15 protein-coding genes are annotated in these 17,191 nt (G+C 75.8%); 6 read left to right on the forward strand and 9 right to left on the reverse strand.

Features of this window, described 5'->3' with window-relative positions; all coding sequences use genetic code 11:
* Positions 1-57: 57 nt before the first annotated feature.
* Together C7Y72_RS08965 and C7Y72_RS08970 are read left to right on the forward strand one after the other, a co-directional pair.
* Positions 58-1,374, forward strand: a complete 1,317-nt coding sequence (locus C7Y72_RS08965; protein ID WP_158276739.1) for a TetR/AcrR family transcriptional regulator — start codon at positions 58-60, stop codon at positions 1,372-1,374.
* 127 nt (positions 1,375-1,501) lie between these two features.
* Positions 1,502-2,032, forward strand: coding sequence for a hypothetical protein (locus C7Y72_RS08970; RefSeq protein ID WP_107568418.1), 531 nt, complete (start codon positions 1,502-1,504; stop codon positions 2,030-2,032).
* Here the strand turns inward: C7Y72_RS08970 and C7Y72_RS08975 are convergent.
* Together C7Y72_RS08975 and C7Y72_RS08980 are read right to left on the reverse strand one after the other, a co-directional pair.
* Positions 2,002-4,365, reverse strand: coding sequence for a DEAD/DEAH box helicase (locus C7Y72_RS08975; RefSeq protein WP_107568419.1), 2,364 nt, complete (start codon positions 4,363-4,365; stop codon positions 2,002-2,004). The two genes, C7Y72_RS08970 and C7Y72_RS08975, sit on opposite strands and share 31 nt — an antisense overlap.
* A 9-nt stretch (positions 4,366-4,374) precedes the next feature.
* On the reverse strand, positions 4,375-6,492 hold the full coding sequence (locus tag C7Y72_RS08980) for an ATP-binding protein (RefSeq protein ID WP_107568420.1): 2,118 nt from the start codon (positions 6,490-6,492) through the stop codon (positions 4,375-4,377).
* Between the two features lie 106 nt (positions 6,493-6,598).
* On the opposite strand from C7Y72_RS08980, the gene C7Y72_RS08985 reads away from it, so the two are divergent.
* A complete protein-coding gene (locus C7Y72_RS08985; protein ID WP_107568421.1) occupies positions 6,599-7,426 on the forward strand; it encodes an HAD family hydrolase in 828 nt (275 codons plus the stop codon).
* A gap of 8 nt (positions 7,427-7,434) precedes the next feature.
* On the opposite strand, the gene C7Y72_RS08990 is transcribed toward C7Y72_RS08985, so the two are convergent.
* The 6 genes from C7Y72_RS08990 to C7Y72_RS09015 all read right to left on the reverse strand — a co-directional run bounded on the left by C7Y72_RS08990 (position 7,435) and on the right by C7Y72_RS09015 (position 12,790).
* Positions 7,435-7,620 carry a hypothetical protein gene (locus tag C7Y72_RS08990; RefSeq protein WP_107568422.1) on the reverse strand — a complete coding sequence of 62 codons (186 nt, stop codon included), beginning with the start codon at positions 7,618-7,620 and terminating at the stop codon, positions 7,435-7,437.
* Positions 7,621-7,652: 32 nt separating this feature from the next.
* On the reverse strand, positions 7,653-8,798 hold the full coding sequence (locus C7Y72_RS08995; protein ID WP_107568423.1) for an NAD(P)H-dependent glycerol-3-phosphate dehydrogenase: 1,146 nt from the start codon (positions 8,796-8,798) through the stop codon (positions 7,653-7,655).
* Between the two features lie 87 nt (positions 8,799-8,885).
* Positions 8,886-9,908, reverse strand: coding sequence for a glycerate kinase (locus C7Y72_RS09000; protein WP_107568424.1), 1,023 nt, complete (start codon positions 9,906-9,908; stop codon positions 8,886-8,888).
* Entirely contained in the window at positions 9,905-10,885 is a 981-nt protein-coding gene (locus C7Y72_RS09005; protein ID WP_107568425.1) for an ATP-dependent DNA ligase, read from the reverse strand. Before C7Y72_RS09005 ends, C7Y72_RS09000 begins: the two co-directional genes overlap by 4 nt.
* Before the next feature lie 10 nt (positions 10,886-10,895).
* A complete protein-coding gene (locus C7Y72_RS09010) occupies positions 10,896-11,396 on the reverse strand; it encodes a PaaI family thioesterase (protein ID WP_107568426.1) in 501 nt (166 codons plus the stop codon).
* On the reverse strand, positions 11,393-12,790 hold the full coding sequence (locus tag C7Y72_RS09015; RefSeq protein WP_107568427.1) for an MFS transporter: 1,398 nt from the start codon (positions 12,788-12,790) through the stop codon (positions 11,393-11,395). The genes C7Y72_RS09010 and C7Y72_RS09015 overlap by 4 nt, the downstream gene beginning before the upstream one ends.
* Positions 12,791-12,886: 96 nt before the next feature.
* Between C7Y72_RS09015 and C7Y72_RS09020 the strand changes: the two genes are divergently transcribed.
* On the forward strand, positions 12,887-13,384 hold the full coding sequence (locus C7Y72_RS09020; protein WP_199223893.1) for a winged helix-turn-helix transcriptional regulator: 498 nt from the start codon (positions 12,887-12,889) through the stop codon (positions 13,382-13,384).
* 25 nt (positions 13,385-13,409) lie between these two features.
* Here the strand turns inward: C7Y72_RS09020 and C7Y72_RS09025 are convergent, their stop codons facing one another.
* Positions 13,410-14,390, reverse strand: a complete 981-nt coding sequence (locus C7Y72_RS09025; RefSeq protein WP_158276740.1) for a DMT family transporter — start codon at positions 14,388-14,390, stop codon at positions 13,410-13,412.
* 71 nt (positions 14,391-14,461) lie between these two features.
* Between C7Y72_RS09025 and C7Y72_RS09030 the strand changes: the two genes are divergently transcribed.
* On the forward strand, positions 14,462-15,427 hold the full coding sequence (locus tag C7Y72_RS09030; RefSeq protein WP_107568429.1) for a LysR family transcriptional regulator: 966 nt from the start codon (positions 14,462-14,464) through the stop codon (positions 15,425-15,427).
* A 116-nt stretch (positions 15,428-15,543) separates the two neighbouring features.
* Positions 15,544-17,169, forward strand: a complete 1,626-nt coding sequence (locus tag C7Y72_RS09035) for a serine protease (protein ID WP_107568430.1) — start codon at positions 15,544-15,546, stop codon at positions 17,167-17,169.
* The last annotated feature ends 22 nt before the right edge of the window (positions 17,170-17,191 follow it).

Consider the following 17,191-nt stretch of genomic DNA (forward strand, 5'->3'; position numbering starts at 1 on the left):
GTAGCTACGGCATCGTTACATACTCCTGACCGCTCGGACAGTCACACTGGGTGTCCGGTGGCCTCCCGAACGCCACGGCTCGCGCCCGAGGTCCGCCGGGCGCAGCTGCTCGACACGACGCTCGACCTCATCACCGAGGAGGGCTTCGCCGCGGTCTCCGTCGAGGCGGTCGCCCGCCGCGCGGGCGTCACCCGCCCGGTCATCTACGACCAGTTCGGGGACCTCGACGGCCTGATGGTCGCGCTGCTGGACCGCGAGGAGGCCGCCGCGCTGCAGCCGCTGCTGGCGATCGTCGGGGAGGACCAGGGCGACGACGTCGACCCCGAGGCGTTCCTCGTCGAGGCCGTCGAGACGTTCTGCGAGGCGGTGCTCGCCGCGCCGCGGACGTGGCGGCTCGTCGTCATGCCGCCGCGGGGCCGCTCGCCCGAGCTCGAGGCGCGCGTCACCCGCAGCCGCCGGATCGTCGTCGAGCGCGTCGCCGCGCTGCTGCACTGGGGGCTCGTCCGTCGCGGCGGGCCGCTGGGCCTCGACGCCGAGCTGCTCGCGCGCGTCGTCGTGGCCTGCGGGGAGGACGGCGCGCGGCTCATGCTCGAGCAGCCGGACCGCTTCCCGCCCGCCCGCCTCGCCGCGCTCGCCCGCGAGGGCCTGCAGCTGCTGCCCGCCGACGCCACGCCCGCCGGCGCCCCGCGACCGACGCTGCCCGACCTCGGCCCGCCCCGCCCGTCCGCCGCGCCGCGCCCGGAGCCGGACCCGGCCGACCCGCCGCCCGCGCCCGCCCGGCGGATGCCCCAGGCCGAGCGCCGCCGCCAGCTCATCGGGGTGGCGCTCGACCTCGTCGCCGCCGAGGGCTTCGGCGCGCTGACGATGGAGGAGGTCGCTCGCCGCGCCGGGGTCAGCAAGGTCGTCGTCTACCGCAGCTTCGCGAACGTCGGCGTGCTGCTCCTCGCGCTCCTGCGCGTCGCCGAGCGCCGCACGCGCACGACCCTCGAGGGGCTGCTGCCGACCGACCCGGCGGGCCGCACCCCCGCGGTGCTGCTCGGCGAGGCGCTCGCCTCGCTGCTCGCCGCCGCCGAGCACGACCCGCCGCTGTGGCGGCTGGCGCTGCTGCGTCCCGAGCAGGCGCCCAAGGCGGTGCAGGCGGTCATCCACCGCCGTCGCTCCGCGCTGGCGCGCGACCTGCGGCCGCTCGTGCGCTGGGGCCTGCAGGGCGTTGGCGCGCGCGCCTCCGGCGTCGACGTCGAGGTCCTCACCCGCCTGCTGCTCAGCGCCGGGGAGGAGCTCGTCCGCGAGGTGCTCGAGGAGCCGCGCACCCCCGCCGACGAGATCCTCGAGAAGGTCTGGACGCTGCTCGACCGGCTGCCGGTCGGCGACTGACGCTGCTCTACGATCCGGGCGTGCGCCCCGATCCGGACCGTCCCCTCCCGCAGTTCCTGCTGCGCCGCCTCGTCGCGATGGCCGCCGTCTTCCTCGTCCTCTGGGGCCTGCTCGAGCTGGTGGGCGCGTGACCGTCGCCGAGCGCCTCGAGCGCGCCCGGACCGACCGCGAGCTCCTCACCGTCGAGCACGCCCCGACCGACGAGGCGTTCGACGGGTACGTCGTCGCGGTCGGGCCCGAGTGGTTCGCGCTCGCGGTCGTCGAGCCCGCGGTCGTCGCCCTGAACGGGCTCGTCGTGCTGCGCCTCGTGGACGTCGCCGCCGACGCGCCCGAGGGCACGTTCGTGGCCCGCGCGCTCGAGCACCAGGGCGTCGAGGTCCCCGGCGATCCGGGGCTCGAGCTCCACGCCACCGGCAAGCTGCTGGAGAGCGCCGCCGCGCGTCACGCGGTCGTCACCGTGCACACCCGCCAGGGCGAGGTGCTCATCGGCGTGCCGACGAGCACCGCCGACGGGCGCGTCGAGCTGCTGGAGGTCGACGCCGACGCGGAGTGGATGGACGACACGCCCGTCGTCGCCCACGAGGACGTCGCGCGCGTCGACCTCGGCGGCCGCTACGAGCAGCTGCTCTACGAGCTGGCGGGCCCGCCGCCGGGCTGAGCCGCCGCGGGCGCCCCCTGCGCGAGCATCGCGCGCAGCAGGTGCAGCGCGCCCGCCTTGTGCAGGTGGTCGTTGAGGTTGCCGCACTTCGGCGACTGCACGCACGACGGGCAGCCGTGCTCGCACGGGCACTCGCCGATCAGGCGCTGCGCGTCGCGGGTCAGCTGCTCGAACCGCGCGAACCCCTGACGGGTGATCCCGATGCCGCCGGGGTGGCCGTCGTAGATGAAGATCGTCGGGCCCCCGGTCTGCGGGTGCGCGTTGGTCGAGAGGCCGCCGATGTCCCAGCGGTCGCACATCGCCAGCAGCGGCAGGACCGCGATCTGCGCGTGCTCGGCGGCGTGCAGCGAGCCGAGCAGGAGGTCCAGCGGCAGCGCCTCGGGCGAGGTGGTCAGCTGCCCCGGGCCGACGCCGAGCACCTCGGGGCCGAGCTCGTACCAGAGCGCCTGCGTGGTGAACGTCGTCGGCGGCAGGTCGAGCGTGTGGAGGTCGATGACCTCGTGGCTCTGGAGCTTCTTGCGCTGGTAGGCGAGCACCTGGTCGGTGACGCTGACGATCCCGAAGCTCAGGGTCACGCCGAGCACGTCGCGGCGGTCCAGCAGCTTCTCGATGTGGGTCATCGTCTCCTGCTTGGCCTGCGTGTACCAGTCCCCGTGGAACGGCTCGACGAGCGCGTGGCGGGCCCGCAGGTCGAGCTCGCGGACCTCGTAGGAGCGCGCCTGGTGCAGGTAGATCGAGCCGTCGTGGAGCGTCTTGTACGCGCGGCCGCCCTCGACGGTGCCGAGCATCTCGCCGCTGCGGACGTCGACGACCGCGAACTGGTCGGTCGAGGAGGACCGCAACGACACGCGGCCGGCCGGGAAGTCCTCGGGGGCGCGCAGCACGTACTGGCCGCGCCGCTGCACGAGCGTGCCCTGCGCGACGAGCTGCTCGCAGTGCGCGACGAGGTCGGGGCCGAGCACCTCGACGTCGGTGCGCGGGTCCAGCGGCCCCTCGTGCGCGGCGCAGACGAGGTGGGCGTGGTGGATCTCCTCGCTGGTGTGGTCGAGGATCGCGGCCTCCACGGGCCGGTCGAGGAACTCGTCCGGGTGGCGGCAGAAGAACTGGTCCAGGCTGTCCTCGCCCGCGACGTAGACCGCGAGCCCGCGGCCGCGGCGCCCGGCCCGGCCCCACATCTGCCGCAGCGACGCGACGGTGCCGGGGAACTCGACGCACACGGCGGCGTCGAGCTCGCCGATGTCGATGCCGAGCTCGAGCGCGTTCGTGGTGATGACCGCCTGGGTCTCGCCGCGCATCAGCCGGCCCTCGAGCTCGCGACGCTGCTGCGGCGTGTACCCGGCCCGGTAGGGGATGACCTTGTCGGCGAGGTCGGGGTCGAGCTTGTCCTTGACCATCTTCGCGACGAGCTCGACGCCGCCGCGCGACTTCACGAAGCAGATCACGCGCGCGCCGCCCTGCACGAGCGAGACGACGACGTCGGCCGCCTCCCCGCGCGCGCTGCGCCGCGTCTGGAGCGCCTCGTCGGTGACCGGCGGGTTCCACATCGCGATCCGCCGCGCCGCGCCGGGGGAGCCGTCCTCGTCGACGTGCTCGATCTCGGGCAGCCCGGTGAGCCGCTGCGCGAGCTCGACCGGGTTGGCGATCGTCGCGCTGGCCAGCAGGAACCGCGGCTCGGTGCCGTAGGCGCGCGCGATCCGGCGCAGCCGCCGCAGCACGTTCGCGACGTGGCTGCCGAACACGCCGCGGTACACGTGCGCCTCGTCGATCACGACGACCGCGAGGTTCGCGAAGGCGTCCGCCCACAGCCGGTGGTGGGGCAGGATCCCCATGTGCAGCATGTCCGGGTTGGTCAGCACGAGGTTCGCGCGGCGGCGGATCTCGCGCCGGTCCTCGACGCGCGTGTCGCCGTCGTAGATCGCGGGCCGCAGCTGCTTGGTGAGCCGCAGCGCGTGCAGCGCCCGCGCCTGGTCCTGCGCGAGCGCCTTCGTCGGGTAGAGGTAGAACGCGCGGGCCTTCGCGTCGCTGCACAGCACGTCGAGCGTCGGCAGGTTGAAGCACAGCGACTTGCCCGACGCCGTGCCCGTGGTGACCACGAACGGTCCGTCGGCGGCCGCCTGCAGCGCGTGCGCCTGGTGGCGGTAGAGCTCGTCGATCCCCGCGCGCGCGAGCCCGGCCAGGAGCGCCGGGTGCAGGTCGTCGGGGACCGGCTCGAGGACCGGGGCGCGCGCCCCCTCGTAGGCCTCGCGGACGAGCCGCCCGTCCTCGCCGCCGGTCCGCAGGAGCTCCGCCCACGGGTCGGCGGGCGGAGCGGGCGAGCGGGACGGCGGGGTCACCCGTCGAAGTTAGCGCGCCGCGAGCACCGCGTCGGCGACGCGGTCGCAGGCCTCCCGCAGCTTGCGGAAGTACGTGGCGCGCGAGACGTTGAGGTCGAGCGCGGCGCGCTCGTGCCCGCCGTCCGGGTCGAAGTAGCCGCGCCGGATCGTCTGGGCGAGCAGACGCTCGTCGACGCTGTCCCCGAAGCCCTCGCGGACCGCGCGGTCGAGCTCGGCGCGGACGGCGGCCGCGCGCTCGGCGGGCGTCCCCAGCGCGGGCGCGAGCGGGCTGGCGGCGAGGTCCAGCGGCCGGTGGTAGCGGCGCAGCGCGAGGCGGATGTCGTCCGCGGTCACGACCGGCCGCCCGGCGTCCGCGTCCGCGGCGGGCGCCACGGGGCCGGGGACGGTCGCGGAGCCGGCGCGCACGAACCGGCGCGCGGGGGCGGGCGCGGAGACCAGGCCGTCGTCGCCCTCGTCCCCGGCGACCTCGCCGCGCGCCGCGCGCTCCCCGGCGCGGGCCGCGATCTCGGCGTGGATGACGTCGCGCAGCTGCTGCAGCACGCCGCCCTCGCCGTGCTCGAGCACGTGGCACTGGATCACCCGGCCGCCGCCGCGGCGCACGTCGAGGTGCGGCACGTGCACGGCCCCGGCGCCCTGCGCGAACGCGCGGGCCACCGGGTTCTCCGGGTCGATCGGCAGGTAGCTGCGGCGGATGTTCGGCAGGCCGCAGCGCAGCATCGCCGCGGTGTTCATCAGCGCGATGACCGGGGAGTGCACGTTGCCCTCGCGGCCGCTCGTCAGGTCGGTCGAGTCGCGCCAGACGAGCGTCTGGTCGCTGTGGTCCTGCTCGGCGGCGTGCTCCAGCCATGGGCCGAGCAGCGGGTCGCGGCGCACGACCGGGTTGGCGGCGCGCGGCGTGGCGCTGATGCAGTAGCCGGCGAGGCGGTCGGAGGCGTCGCGGGCGATGACGACGTGCTCGGGCGCGCGCTCGATGAACGGCCGCACGTGCGAGTCCCACACGCCGGGCCCGAAGCGGTCGGCGAGCGCGTGGGCGATCGTCGTCGTGTCGCCCGCGCGCGGCCCGTCGAGCCGGTGGGTGACCGAGCCCTCCGCCCCGAAGCCCCAGCGCAGCGCCTCGGCGTCCATCAGCTCGGCGAGGTCGGTGATGCGCCGCAGGCCGTCGCTGCGGGTCAGCCCGTGGATGTGGTCGGTGATCCGCGCGCGCAGCCGGCACTCGAGCTCGGGTGCCCCGGCGCGCAGCTCGGCGCGCACGGCGCGGCGCAGCAGGTCGTGCAGGGCGATGCCGTCGCCGACCCGCTCGGAGAAGGACCGCTCGCGCAGCCAGCGCTCGGCGCGCCGCGCGTCCACGTGGGGGAGGACCTCCTCGAGCAGCTCGCGGGTGCAGACGCGGGCGATCGCGGCGACGGCGAGCACCTCGCGGTCCCCGGCGCCGATCTCGGGACCGGCGATCCGCTGCACGAGCGTGCGGGCGAGGTCGGGGCGGCCGTCGAGCGTCGGGGCCACGAGGTGCGGGGCGCGCGCGGTGCCGCCCGCAGCGTCGAGGCCGACGGCGAGCGCCAGCGGCGACCCCAGCGACCAGCGCACGAGCGTGTCGGCGGCCGCCTCGTCGGTGATGCCGTGGCGCTGCACGAGCGCGAGCGCGTCGGACTCGTCCAGGGGCCCGAGCTCCAGCGAGGTCGTGACGGACTCCCAGCCGTCCTGGAACCACTCGGGCTCCGGCGTGCGGCGACCCGCGATGACCACGAGGGAGCCCTCGGGCAGCGCGGGCAGGACGCGGCGGCGCAGGTGCGTGCCGGTCGCGGCGAGCCGCTCGTAGGTGTCGAGCAGCACGACCGGACGCTCGGCGCCGCTGACGCCGTCCAGGGCGGCGTCGAGCTCACCGGGCACCGGGGCGATGTCGCGGCCCTCGACGCGGTGGACCGGCCGGCCGGACGCGGCGGCGCGGCGGCCGATCTCGCGCAGGAGGGTCGACTTGCCGATCCCGGAGGGACCGTGCACGAGGACGACGGACGCGGGCGCGTCGGCGTCGTCCAGCAGAGCGGCGAGGCGGGAGAGCTCCGTCTCGCGGCCGACGAAGCGCTGGGCGTCGCGGCGGGCCAGTCGCTGGCCGAGCGTGGTGGTGGTCATCGCGCCTTCAACGGGCCTTCCACCCGGTGCTTACGCGGGCCAGCGAAAAAGTTCTGGTGGACGTCCGGTCCCTGCATGCGATCCCCGTGTGCATAGGCTTCACGCCATGCTCGATGCCGTCTACGTCGACCTCGACGGAACGCTCCTGGGGCCCGGTGGGGCCCTGTTCCGCGACGCCGAAGGCGGATTCTCCCCCCTCGCGGGGCGTGTTGTCGAGGCCTGCGTGCGGTCGGGCGCCGAACTGGTGGTCATGACGGGCCGCCGCAAGGCGCAGGCGATGGAGGACGCGCGGCTGCTCGGGCAGACCTCCTACGTGTTCGAGGCGGGCGCGTGCGTCGTCCTGGACGGCGAGGAGCACTGGATGACCGCGCCGCTGCTGCCACGGCCCGGGGCGCGCGGCTCGATCCACGACCAGATCGAGGACGCGGGCGCCGCGCAGCTGCTGCTGGACACCTATCCGGGACGCCTGGAGTACCACGACCCGTGGCACGTCGGCCGCGAGGTCTCGCACCTGTTCCGGGGGCTCGTCGACGCGCAGGAGGCGACCGCGCTGCTGGCCGAGCACGGCCACGACGGGCTGCGGCTGCTCGACAACGGCGGCGTGCACCGGCGCTCGGAGGCGCTCGCCGGACTCGAGCAGGTCCGCGCCTACCACCTGGTCCCGAAGGGGGCCTCGAAGGCGGCGGCGGTCGCGTTCCACGCGCGGGCGCGCGGCCACGACCCGGCGCGCTGCATCGCGGTCGGGGACTCGCGCGAGGACCTGCAGTGCGCGCGGTCGGTCGGGACGTTCTGGCTCGTCGCCAACGGCCTGGCGAAGGATCCATCGATCCGCGAGGCGCTCGCCGCACAGCCCAACGCGCGCGTGGCCGAGGGGGCGCACGCCGCCGGGGTGTACGAGGCGGTCGTCGAGACGCTGGCGACGCGCGGCGGCTGACGGCGCGCTCAGCGCCGGCGCAGGGTACGTCGCAGGACCTTCAGGCCGAGCAGCACGAGCACGGCGGCGAGCGCGAGCAGCCCCGCGGCGGCGAGGTCGCCGCCCAGCGGGTCGTCCCGGCCGATCGCCACGCCCACGAGCAGCAGCACGGGCGCGAGCAGCAGCAGCAGCGCGACGAGCAGCGACGACAGCACCGGTCCGCCTCAGCCCGCGCGTCGGTGCGTGGTCACTCGGGGTCCCCGGCGCGGCGGGCGGCGCGGCGCGCGCGCCGGTCCTCCCAGCGGGTGCGCATCCGCGCCCGGAAGGTCTCGCCCTCGCCGCGCGGACGCGGGCGCCAGCGGGCGGGGGACGGCGGCACGGTGGTGCGCACGAGCGCGACCCAGCCGTCGAGCGGCAGCTCCCCGGCGATGAGGTCGGCGAGACCCCGGGTGACCGGCGCGTCGACCCCGGACCGCTCGAGCGCGCGGGCGAGCAGCGGCACGGACTCCAGCGCCTCGACCGCCTGCCCGATCCGCCCGGGGATCTCGGCGGTCGGCACGCCCTCGCCGAGCAGCTCGCCCGCGCGACGGTTGCGCGACTGGGGCGCGAGCGCCGTCGCGACGAGGTCCCCGGTGCCGGCGAGCCCGATCATCGACTCGGGCCGGGCGCCCTGCGCCTCGGCGAACCGCCAGACCTCGGCGAAGATGTGGCCGGCCGCGGCACCGGCGGCGTTCAGGCCCTGGCGCTCGGTCGCCCCGGCGGCGAGCGCGGCCGCGTTCTTCGCGGCGCCCGCGAGCTCGACGCCGACCGGGTCGTTGGAGGACTCGCAGACGACCCCGGCGCGGATGAAGACGCTGCTGATCGTCGTCGCGAGCTCCTCGTCGGTGGAGGCGACGACGAGCCCGGCGCCCTCGCTGACCATCTCGCGCGCGTGCGCCGGACCCCCGACGCAGGCGACGCGGTCGGCGCCGAAGGCGCGGGTCAGCAGGATCGTGGGCGCGATGCCCTCCGGCGGCACGAGGCCCTTGGCGAGCGAGATGATCGACGCGCGCGGCGACAGGCCCGTCCCCTCGAGCGTGGCGATGACGTCCTCGAGGCCCCGCGAGGGCACGCCGAGGAACACGAGCTCGGCCTTCGCGAGCCCGTCGCCGACGTGACCGATCCGCAGCTCCTTGGGGAACTCGACCCCCGACAGGTACGCCTCGTTCTGCCGGTCGGCCTGCAGCCGCTCGGCCTGCTCGGGGGTGCGCGCCTGCAGCGTGGTGCGGAAGCCGCCGCGCGCGAGCAGCACCGCCACGGCGGTGCCGAACGAGCCCGCGCCGACGACCGTGGCGCGGCGGCCGAGCGGGGTGGGAAGGCGGGCGGGGAGCTGGGGGCGGGGACGGTCGGCCACGGTGCGCGGGACGGCGGAGGGGTCGGGGAGGGTACCCGGCGGGCGGCCCGCGGTTGCGCGGCGCGGCGCGCCCGCCCGGAAGACCGCTCAGAGGTGCTGCGCGATCCGCTCGCCCGCCGCCTCGATCTCCGGCAGCGTGGTCGCCTCCGCGATCACCTGGAGGTCGAGGATCCGGACCTCGAACGGGTCGACCGCGGCCTGCCCGACGACCGCGTGCGCGGGCACGCCCGCCTGGCGCGCGCGGATCGCGAGCTCGCCCGCGATCTTGCCCTCGAGGCTCGTGCGGTCCAGGCGGCCCTCGCCGACCACGACCGCGCGGGCGGCCCGCATGCGCGCGTCCGCGTCGAGCGCGTCGAGCACGAACGCGGCGCCCGGCTCGAGCGTCGCGCCGTACGCGCCGTGCAGCCCGCCCGCCAGGCCGCCGGCGGCGCCACCGCCGCGCACCCCGAACGGGGATCGCGGCAGGGTGCGCCCGAACGCCGCGTTGCGGGCGGCGAGCCGCGCGACCGTCGCCGCGTCGGCGCCCTTCTGCGGGCCGAACACGTCGGCGGCGCGCTCGAACGGGATCCGTACGTCGCACAGCACGACGAGCGCCGCGCCGCGCAGGCCGCCGCGCTCCTCGATCGCCGCGATCGCCCCGGCCCCGCCGTCGGTGGTGGCGCTGCCCCCGGCGCACACGAGCACGACCGCCGCGCCGGCGTCGACGGCGGCGGCGATCAGCTCCCCGGTGCCGCGGGTCGACGCCTCCCAGGCGGTCGCGGGCCCGCGCTCGTGCTCGGCGACGTGCGCCCAGCCCGACGCGGCGGCGACCTCGACGATCGCGGTCCCGCCGTCCTCGATCAGCGCGAACCCGGCGGGGACGGGGCGGCCGAGCGGGTCGGTGACCGTGGCCCCGCCGGTCTCGCCGCCGAGCGCGGCCAGCAGCACGCCCATGGTGCCCTCGCCGCCGTCGGCGAGCGGGCACAGGTCGGGGGGCGGCCAGACGCCGGCGCGTTCGAGGCCGCGGCCGATCGCCGCGGCGACCTGCGGGGCGGTGAAGGTCCCCTTGAAGCTGTCGGGCGCGACGAGGACCGGCCGGCCCCACGGGTCCGCGCGCGCGGGACCGCTCACCCCTGGAGCTGGTCCGCGAGGCACTCCTCGGGACGCTTGTCGTCGCGCCAGCGCTGCACCTTCGTGCCGTGGCGGATGCGCCCGTCGGAGGCGTGGTCGTAGCTGATCTCGACGACGAGCTCGGGCCGCAGCGCGACCCACTCGAGCTCCTCGTCGGGCTTCCAGCGGGACGGGTCGCCGCTGCCGCGCTCCCCGGTCTCGTACGGGCGCAGCCGGTCGACGAGCTCGCGCTTCTCCTTGGCGCTGAAGCCGGAGGAGTGCCCGATCACGCGCAGCGTCCCGCCGGGCTCGTCGTAGACGCCGAGGATGATCGAGCCGACCGTCCCGGCCGCCTTGCCGGGGCGCCAGCCGAGGACGACGGCGTCGAGCGTGCGGACGCGCTTGATCTTCACGAAGCCCGTGCGCTTGCCGGGCTCGTACGGCGCGTCGAGCTCCTTCGCGATCGCACCCTCGCCGTGGTAGAGCCACTTCTCGGCGTCCGCGGCGGCGTACTCGATCGGCGTGACGCTGAACGGGTGCCCGGCGGATGCCGGGTCGTGCTCGGCCGCCCACGCCTCGAGCCGCCGGCGTCGCTCCCCGAACCCGAGCTCCAGCAACGACTCGTCCCCGTCGGCGAGCAGGTCGAACGCGACGTACCGCGCCGGCGTCTTCTCCGCGAGCATCGCCACGCGCGAGGCGGCGGGGTGGATGCGCTGGGAGAGCGTGTCGAAGGTCTGCACGCCCTCCTCGTCGGAGTCGATGACGATCTCCCCGTCGAGCACGGCGCGCACGCCGGCGGGGAACGTCACCTCGGGGAAATAGCGCGCCATCGGCTTGCCGCCGCGCGACTGCAGGTACGCGTCGCCGCTGCCGTCGAGGAACACGAGCATCCGGAAGCCGTCCCACTTGGGCTCGTAGGCCCAGCCCTCCTCGTCGGGCAGGCCCTTGCGGGGCCGGGCGAGCTGCGGGGGGACGGGCGGCTGCAGCGGGAGGCTCACCCGCGGGAACCTACCCCCGCGGCTCGACGACCAGACAGGTCGTGCTCGCGTGCGCAACGAGCTTGCCGCTGTCGGCGAGCGTCAGCCGGCCCTCCGCGGTCGCGACGCGGGACCCGCGGTGCACGACGGTGCCCTCGGCGAGCAGGTCGCCCGCGTCATGGGGGACGGCGCGCACGTAGTTGACCTTCAGCTCGAGCGTCGTGTACGCCACGCCGACCGGCAGCGTGGTGTGGACGGCGCAGCCGACGGCGGAGTCCAGGAGCGTGGCGATCGCCCCGCCGTGCACGCTGCCGAGCGGGTTGAGCATCCACGGTGCGGCGGTGGCGCGGAAGACGATGCGGCCCTCCTCGACGGCGTCGATGCCGAAGTCCATCGAGGCGCCGATCGGCGGGCGCGGCAGCTCGCCGCGGGCGACGGCCCGCCAGATCTCCAGGCCGCTGAGGTGGGCGGCGGCGAGCCAGACGGGGCTCGGGTCCTCCCAGGTGAAGGTGTGGGTGCCGGCGGTGGTCATGCGAGCGCCTCCGTGGTGGGCGGGGTGGACGGGGTGACGGGCGCGGGAGCGCCGAGCGGGCCGATCGCCAGGAGCGACAGGCCGGCGGCCGCGGTGGCGGCGACCATGAGGGTCCAGGCGCCGTCGAAGGCGCCCGCGCCGTCGACGGTGCCGAGGATCGGGACGAGCAGCGCGACGCCGAGCGCGGTGCCGAACTGGCGTCCCATGGTGAGGACGGCGGCCCCGGTGGCGAACCGGTCGGGCGGCAGCGAGGCGGCGGCCGCCGAGGTGAGCGCCGGGTTGACGAGGCCGACGCCGACGCCGCTGATCACCATGCCGGGGAGGAAGTCGGTGGCGAACGCGACGTCGTCGCCCAGCCGCCACGCCCACCAGACGGCGGCGGCGCCGACGAGCAGCGCGCCGAGCGCCCCGACCCGGGCGGGGCCGAACCGCTGCCCCAGGCGCGCTCCGGGCAGGCTGCACAGCGCGGCGGTGGCGGGACCGGGGGCGATCATCAGCCCGGCGGTCAGGACGTCGCGCTGCCAGACGTCGGTGAGGAACAGGACGCCGCCGAGCAGCATCGCGGAGAACGCGACGAAGAACAGCAGGCCGCCGAGGACGGCGAGGCGGAAGCTCCGCACGCCGACGATCTCGCGCTCGAGCACGGGGGCCTCGTGCGTGACGGTGCGCCGCGCGACGATCGCCAGGAGGACCGTCGCGGCGAGCAGCAGGCCGAGCACGCGGCCGGAGCCGAAGCCCCAGTCCTCGCCGTTGACGATCGCGGCGATCAGGGCGGCGATCCCGAGGGTGACCGCGACGGCGCCGAGGACGTCGATCCGCGCGCCGCGGGCGTCGGCGGCGCGGCGCTCGTGCAGGATGCGCGACCCGGCGACGATCGCGGCGAGCCCGATCGGGAGGTTGACGAGGAACACCCAGTGCCAGGAGAGCTCGACGAGGAGGCCGCCGACGGGCGGGCCGGCGGCGGCGGCGACGCCGCCGGACGCGGCCCAGATCCCGATGGCGACGGGCCGCTGCTCGGCGGTGAACTCGGGCAGCAGCAGCCCGAGCGAGGTCGGCAGCAGGAACGCGGCCCCTGCGGCCTGCACCACGCGGGCGGCGACGAGCGCCTCGACGGAGTCGGCGAGCGCGCAGGCGGCGCTGGCGAGGGTGAACACCGCGAGCCCGGCGAGGAAGGCGCGCTTGCGCCCGACCGCGTCGGCGATGCGCCCGGCCGGGACGAGCAGGGCGGCGAACACGATCGTGTACGCGTTGAGGACCCAGCTGAGGTCCCCGAGGTCGGCGCCGGAGAAGTCCGCGGCGATGTCGGGGAAGGCGATGTTGACGATGAAGAGGTCGAGGCTGGCGACGAAGACGCCGACGCACACCACGATCAGGACCTGCCAGCGACGTTCCATGGGATCCCCCGGACGACGAGTCGGTTGCTTGACGAAACGCACCCTAGCGATAGTGGGTTGCTTCACGCAACCCGACCCGGCTACGATCGTCGCAGCGTGCTGCGCAGCGACTACGACGGACAGACCTGCTCGATCGCCCGCACCCTCGAGGTGATCGGGGAGCGGTGGACGATGCTCGTCCTGCGCAACGTCTTCCTCGGCCTGCGCCGCTTCGACGAGATCCAGCGCAACCTCGGCATCGCCCGCAACGTCCTCGCCGACCGGCTCGGCACGCTCGTCGAGCACGGCGTGCTCGAGAAGGTCCCCTACCAGGAGCGCCCGGTCCGCCACGAGTACCGGCTGACCGAGAAGGGCATCGACCTCTGGCCGGTGATCGTCTCGCTCATGCAGTGGGGGGACCGCCACGCCCCCACGCCCGCCGGGCCCCCGGTGCTGCTGCGCCACCGCGACTGCGGCGGCGCGGTCTCCCGGCACCTCACCTGCGAGGCCTGCGGCGCCGCCCTCGGACCGCGCGACGTGCGCTCGCTCCCCGGTCCCGGCGCGCCGCCGGACCACCCGCTGCTGGTCGCGCGGGGTGCGGCCGACGGCGGCTGATCCCGAGCGCCCGGCCGCCGCGGCGTCAGGCCGTCGCGCCGACCGGCACAGGCGCCGGTGTGGGCTCGTGCGGAGCGTCCGGCTCCGTGCGTGCCGGCTGGGCGGGCGCCCGCCGCGGGCCCAGGTTCAGCACCACCACCGCGCTCAGGACGAGCAGGGCGCCCGCGAGCTGCACGGCCGTGAGCGCCTCGCCGTAGATCGCCATCGCCAGGCCGACCGTGACGACCGGCTCGAAGGTCGAGACGATCGACGCCCGCGACGGTCCCACCCGCGCCATGCCCGCGAGGAAGAGGGTGACCGCGCCGACGGTGGACACCAGCGCGATCGCGACGATCCACCCCGCCGCACCGATCATCGCCCCGGGGTCGAGCTCCCCGCTCGCGAGTCCGGCGACGCCGAACGAGAGCGCCGCCCCGGTGGTGATGAACGCCGACAGCGCGAACGGCTCCGCGTCGGTCGCAGCCCGGTCGGTGCAGAGGATGTACGTCGCGTACGCGAGCGCGGCGCCGACCGCCATCGTGACCCCGAGGCCGTCGAGGTCGCCGACCCCGCCGCCGAGCAGCACGAGGATGCCGCCGGTCGAGGCGGCGCCCAGCGCCGCCCAGGTGCGGGCGCCCGGCGTCTCGCGGCCGGTGGCCAGCGCGCCGAGCACGACGATCACCGGGTGCAGGTAGAGCAGCAGCGCCACGAGCGACGCGTCGATCCGCGTGAGCGCCCCGAAGTAGAGGCCGGACTGCGCGGCGTATCCGACGGCGCCGAGCAGCAGGCCGGCCTGCACGGTCGCGCGCGACGGGGCGAAGCGCGCGGTCCCGCGCCGGTGGCGGACGGCGACGACGAGCCAGAACACGAGGGCTGCGCAGACGAACCGCGCCTCGAGCAGCGAGAGGACGCCCAGTCCCGTGGCGTACGCCTCCTTCGCGAACACGGCCATGCCGCCGAACGCGGTGGCCGAGCCGAGGACGAGCGCGAGTCCGCGCGGGTCGGAAGAGGGGGAGGGAGCGGGCACGCACCGCAATCTAGGCACCCGAAGTGGATCGCACCAGCCTTGATGGCCTTGCCGATCCATAGGATCGTCCTATGACGCTGTTGCAGCTGCGCTACCTCCTCGCGACCGTCGAGCACGGCTCCTTCAGCGCCGCGGCCGACGCGCTGCACCTCGCGCAGCCGACGCTCAGCGAGCAGCTGCGCAAGCTCGAGCGCGAGCTCGGCGTCGAGCTCTTCCGCCGCGTCGGGCGCGGCATCGTGCCGACCGAGGCGGGGCTCACGCTGCGCGATCACGCCACCGCGGTCCTCGAGGCGGTCGACGGCGCGGTCGACGCCGTCGCCGCCGTCCGCGAGCTGCGCGGCGGCGTCGCCACGTTCGGCACCTGGGGCACCGCGCGGTACTACCCGGGCGCCGAGATCGTCGCCGCGTTCCGCGCCCGTCATCCCGGTGTCCGCGTCCGCATCGTCGGCCAGAACTCCGCCGAGGTCGTCGCGATGATCCGCTCCGGCGAGCTGGAGGCCGGCATGGTCGCCCTGCCCGTGGACGACCGCGACCTCGAGATCCGCCCGATCATCGACGACGAGGTCGTGTACGTCAGTGCCCACCCCGAGCACGTGCGCACGCCGCCGACGATCGAGACCGTGGCCGCCACGCCCCTGGTCCTGTCCGAGTCGACGTTCGGCACCGAGGACCCGACCCGCCGTCAGCTCGTCGAGCGCGCGCAGCGCGCGGGGGTCGACGTCGACCCGGAGATCGACGTCGAGGACATCGAGGCGGCCCTCGATCTCGCCGCGCTCGGGCACGGAGCGACGATCGTCGCGCGCGGGATGCTCCGCGGCCTCGGCGACCGCGTCCCCGCGAACCTCGGCTGGACCCCGTTCGCCGAGCCGCTCGTCGACACCTTCGCGTTCGTGCACCGCCGCGGCGCGCACCTCTCCCCGGCCTCACGCGCGTTCCTCGAGCTGGCCGAGGCGCACCTGCTCGACCTCGCCCGCGCGCTCCGCGTCTCGCCGCCCTCCCGCCGCCCGGCGCACGGGCCCGTCACCCGCCTCGCGTGAGTGGCGAGGCGCCACGTTCGGGCCGTCGCACCAGGTTGTTGGACTAGAGCGTCCCCGCGCCGGGCAGGACCGCCCGCGTTCGGGGGACCACCACCGACCGCAGTACAGGAGACGGCATGAGGAAGTCATGGGCGGGGATCGCGGCAGCGGTCCTCCTGGGGGTCACGGCGACGTCCGCAACCGCAGCGGAGCAGCAGCCACAGCGCATCATCGGCGGCGGACCGATCCAGATCACGCAGGCGCCCTGGCAGGTCGGGCTCCTGCTCACCGACGCGAACTTCACGTTCCGCGACAGCAGCATCCGCGGCCGCTTCTTCTGCGGCGGCTCGATCGTCGACGCGACGCACATCGTCACCGCGGCGCACTGCATGTTCCCCGCGGAGGGCTACGAGGCCCAGCCCGAGGACATCGAGGTCCTCGTCGGCGCCACGCGCCTGGGCAACGGCCTCACCGTCCCGGACGAGGGCACGCGCATCCCGGTCGCCTCGATCCAGCGCGACCAGCGGTTCGTCGACGGCGGCAACTACGCCCACGACTACACCGTCCTGACGCTCGCCCAGCCGATCCAGTTCAGCGACCGCGCGCAGCCGATCCAGCTCGCCACGCCCGAGGAGCAGGTCCTCTACCGCACCAACGGGCAGTCGGCGTTCGTCTCCGGCTGGGGCAGCACCATCCCCTACCCGGCCGACTTCCAGGGCGACCCGCCCTCGGACCGCCCCACCGATCTCAAGCAGGTCGGGGTGGACATCGTCGACGACGCCACGTGCTCGTCGATCTACTCCTCCGCCGGCCTCGACTTCACCGAGGAGGTCTGCGCCGGTGACCGCGTCAACGGCGGCCGCGACGCCTGCCAGGGCGACTCGGGCGGCCCGCTCGTCACGCTCTCCGACAACGTGCCGATCCTCATCGGCATCGTCAGCTTCGGCGGCGGCTGCGGTGACGCCCGCGCCCCCGGCGTGTACGCCGAGGTCGTCGCCCAGCGCGCGTTCCTCAAGGCCGACGCGGGCCCGGCGATCCGCAACATCGCGCGGCCGACGCTCACCGGCACCCCGCGGGTCGGCGAGACGCTGACCTGCAACCCGGGCACCTGGACGAGCGCCCCGACGTTCACCTACCGCTTCGCGCGGGTCGGCGGCGGGACCCTGAGTGGGCCCGGCGGCGCGCCCACGTACGTCCCGGTCGACGCCGACGCCGGCACCCAGGTGATCTGCGAGGTCGCGGGCACCAACGCGGCGGGCACCCGGACCGTGCAGACGACCGCGGTCACCATCGCGGCCCGTCCGCAGGCCCCGACGCCCCCGCCGACCCCGACCCCGCAGCCGCCGAGCACGCCCGGTCCCGACCGGGCCGCGCCGCGGATCACGTCGCTGACGATGACGTCGATCTTCCGGCCCACCACGACCGGCTCGTCGCCGTTCGCGACCGCCAGCGCGGTCACCCGTCGCGGCGGCCGGCTGTCGTTCCGCCTCAGCGAGGCGGCCCGCGTGCAGCTGACCATCACCCGGCTCGCCAACGCGGTCGGCCCGAAGAGCCGCTGCGGCTTCGCCCGCACGAAGGCCAGCGACCTCAAGCGGGTCGCGCTCCAGACCCGGTCGCTCGCCGCCGGGCGCAACACGCTCACCGTCTCCGGGCGCGTGAACGGCCGGCCGCTCCCGCGCGGCCGCTACGCGGTCCGCCTGCACGCCCGTGACGCCGCGGGCAACCTGGCCTCCCCGCGGACGGTGACGTTCACCGTCTGCTGAGACCGGCCCACCCCCGTCGCGA

The organism is Paraconexibacter algicola (genome assembly GCF_003044185.1).
Taxonomy (GTDB): domain Bacteria; phylum Actinomycetota; class Thermoleophilia; order Solirubrobacterales; family Solirubrobacteraceae; genus Paraconexibacter; species Paraconexibacter algicola.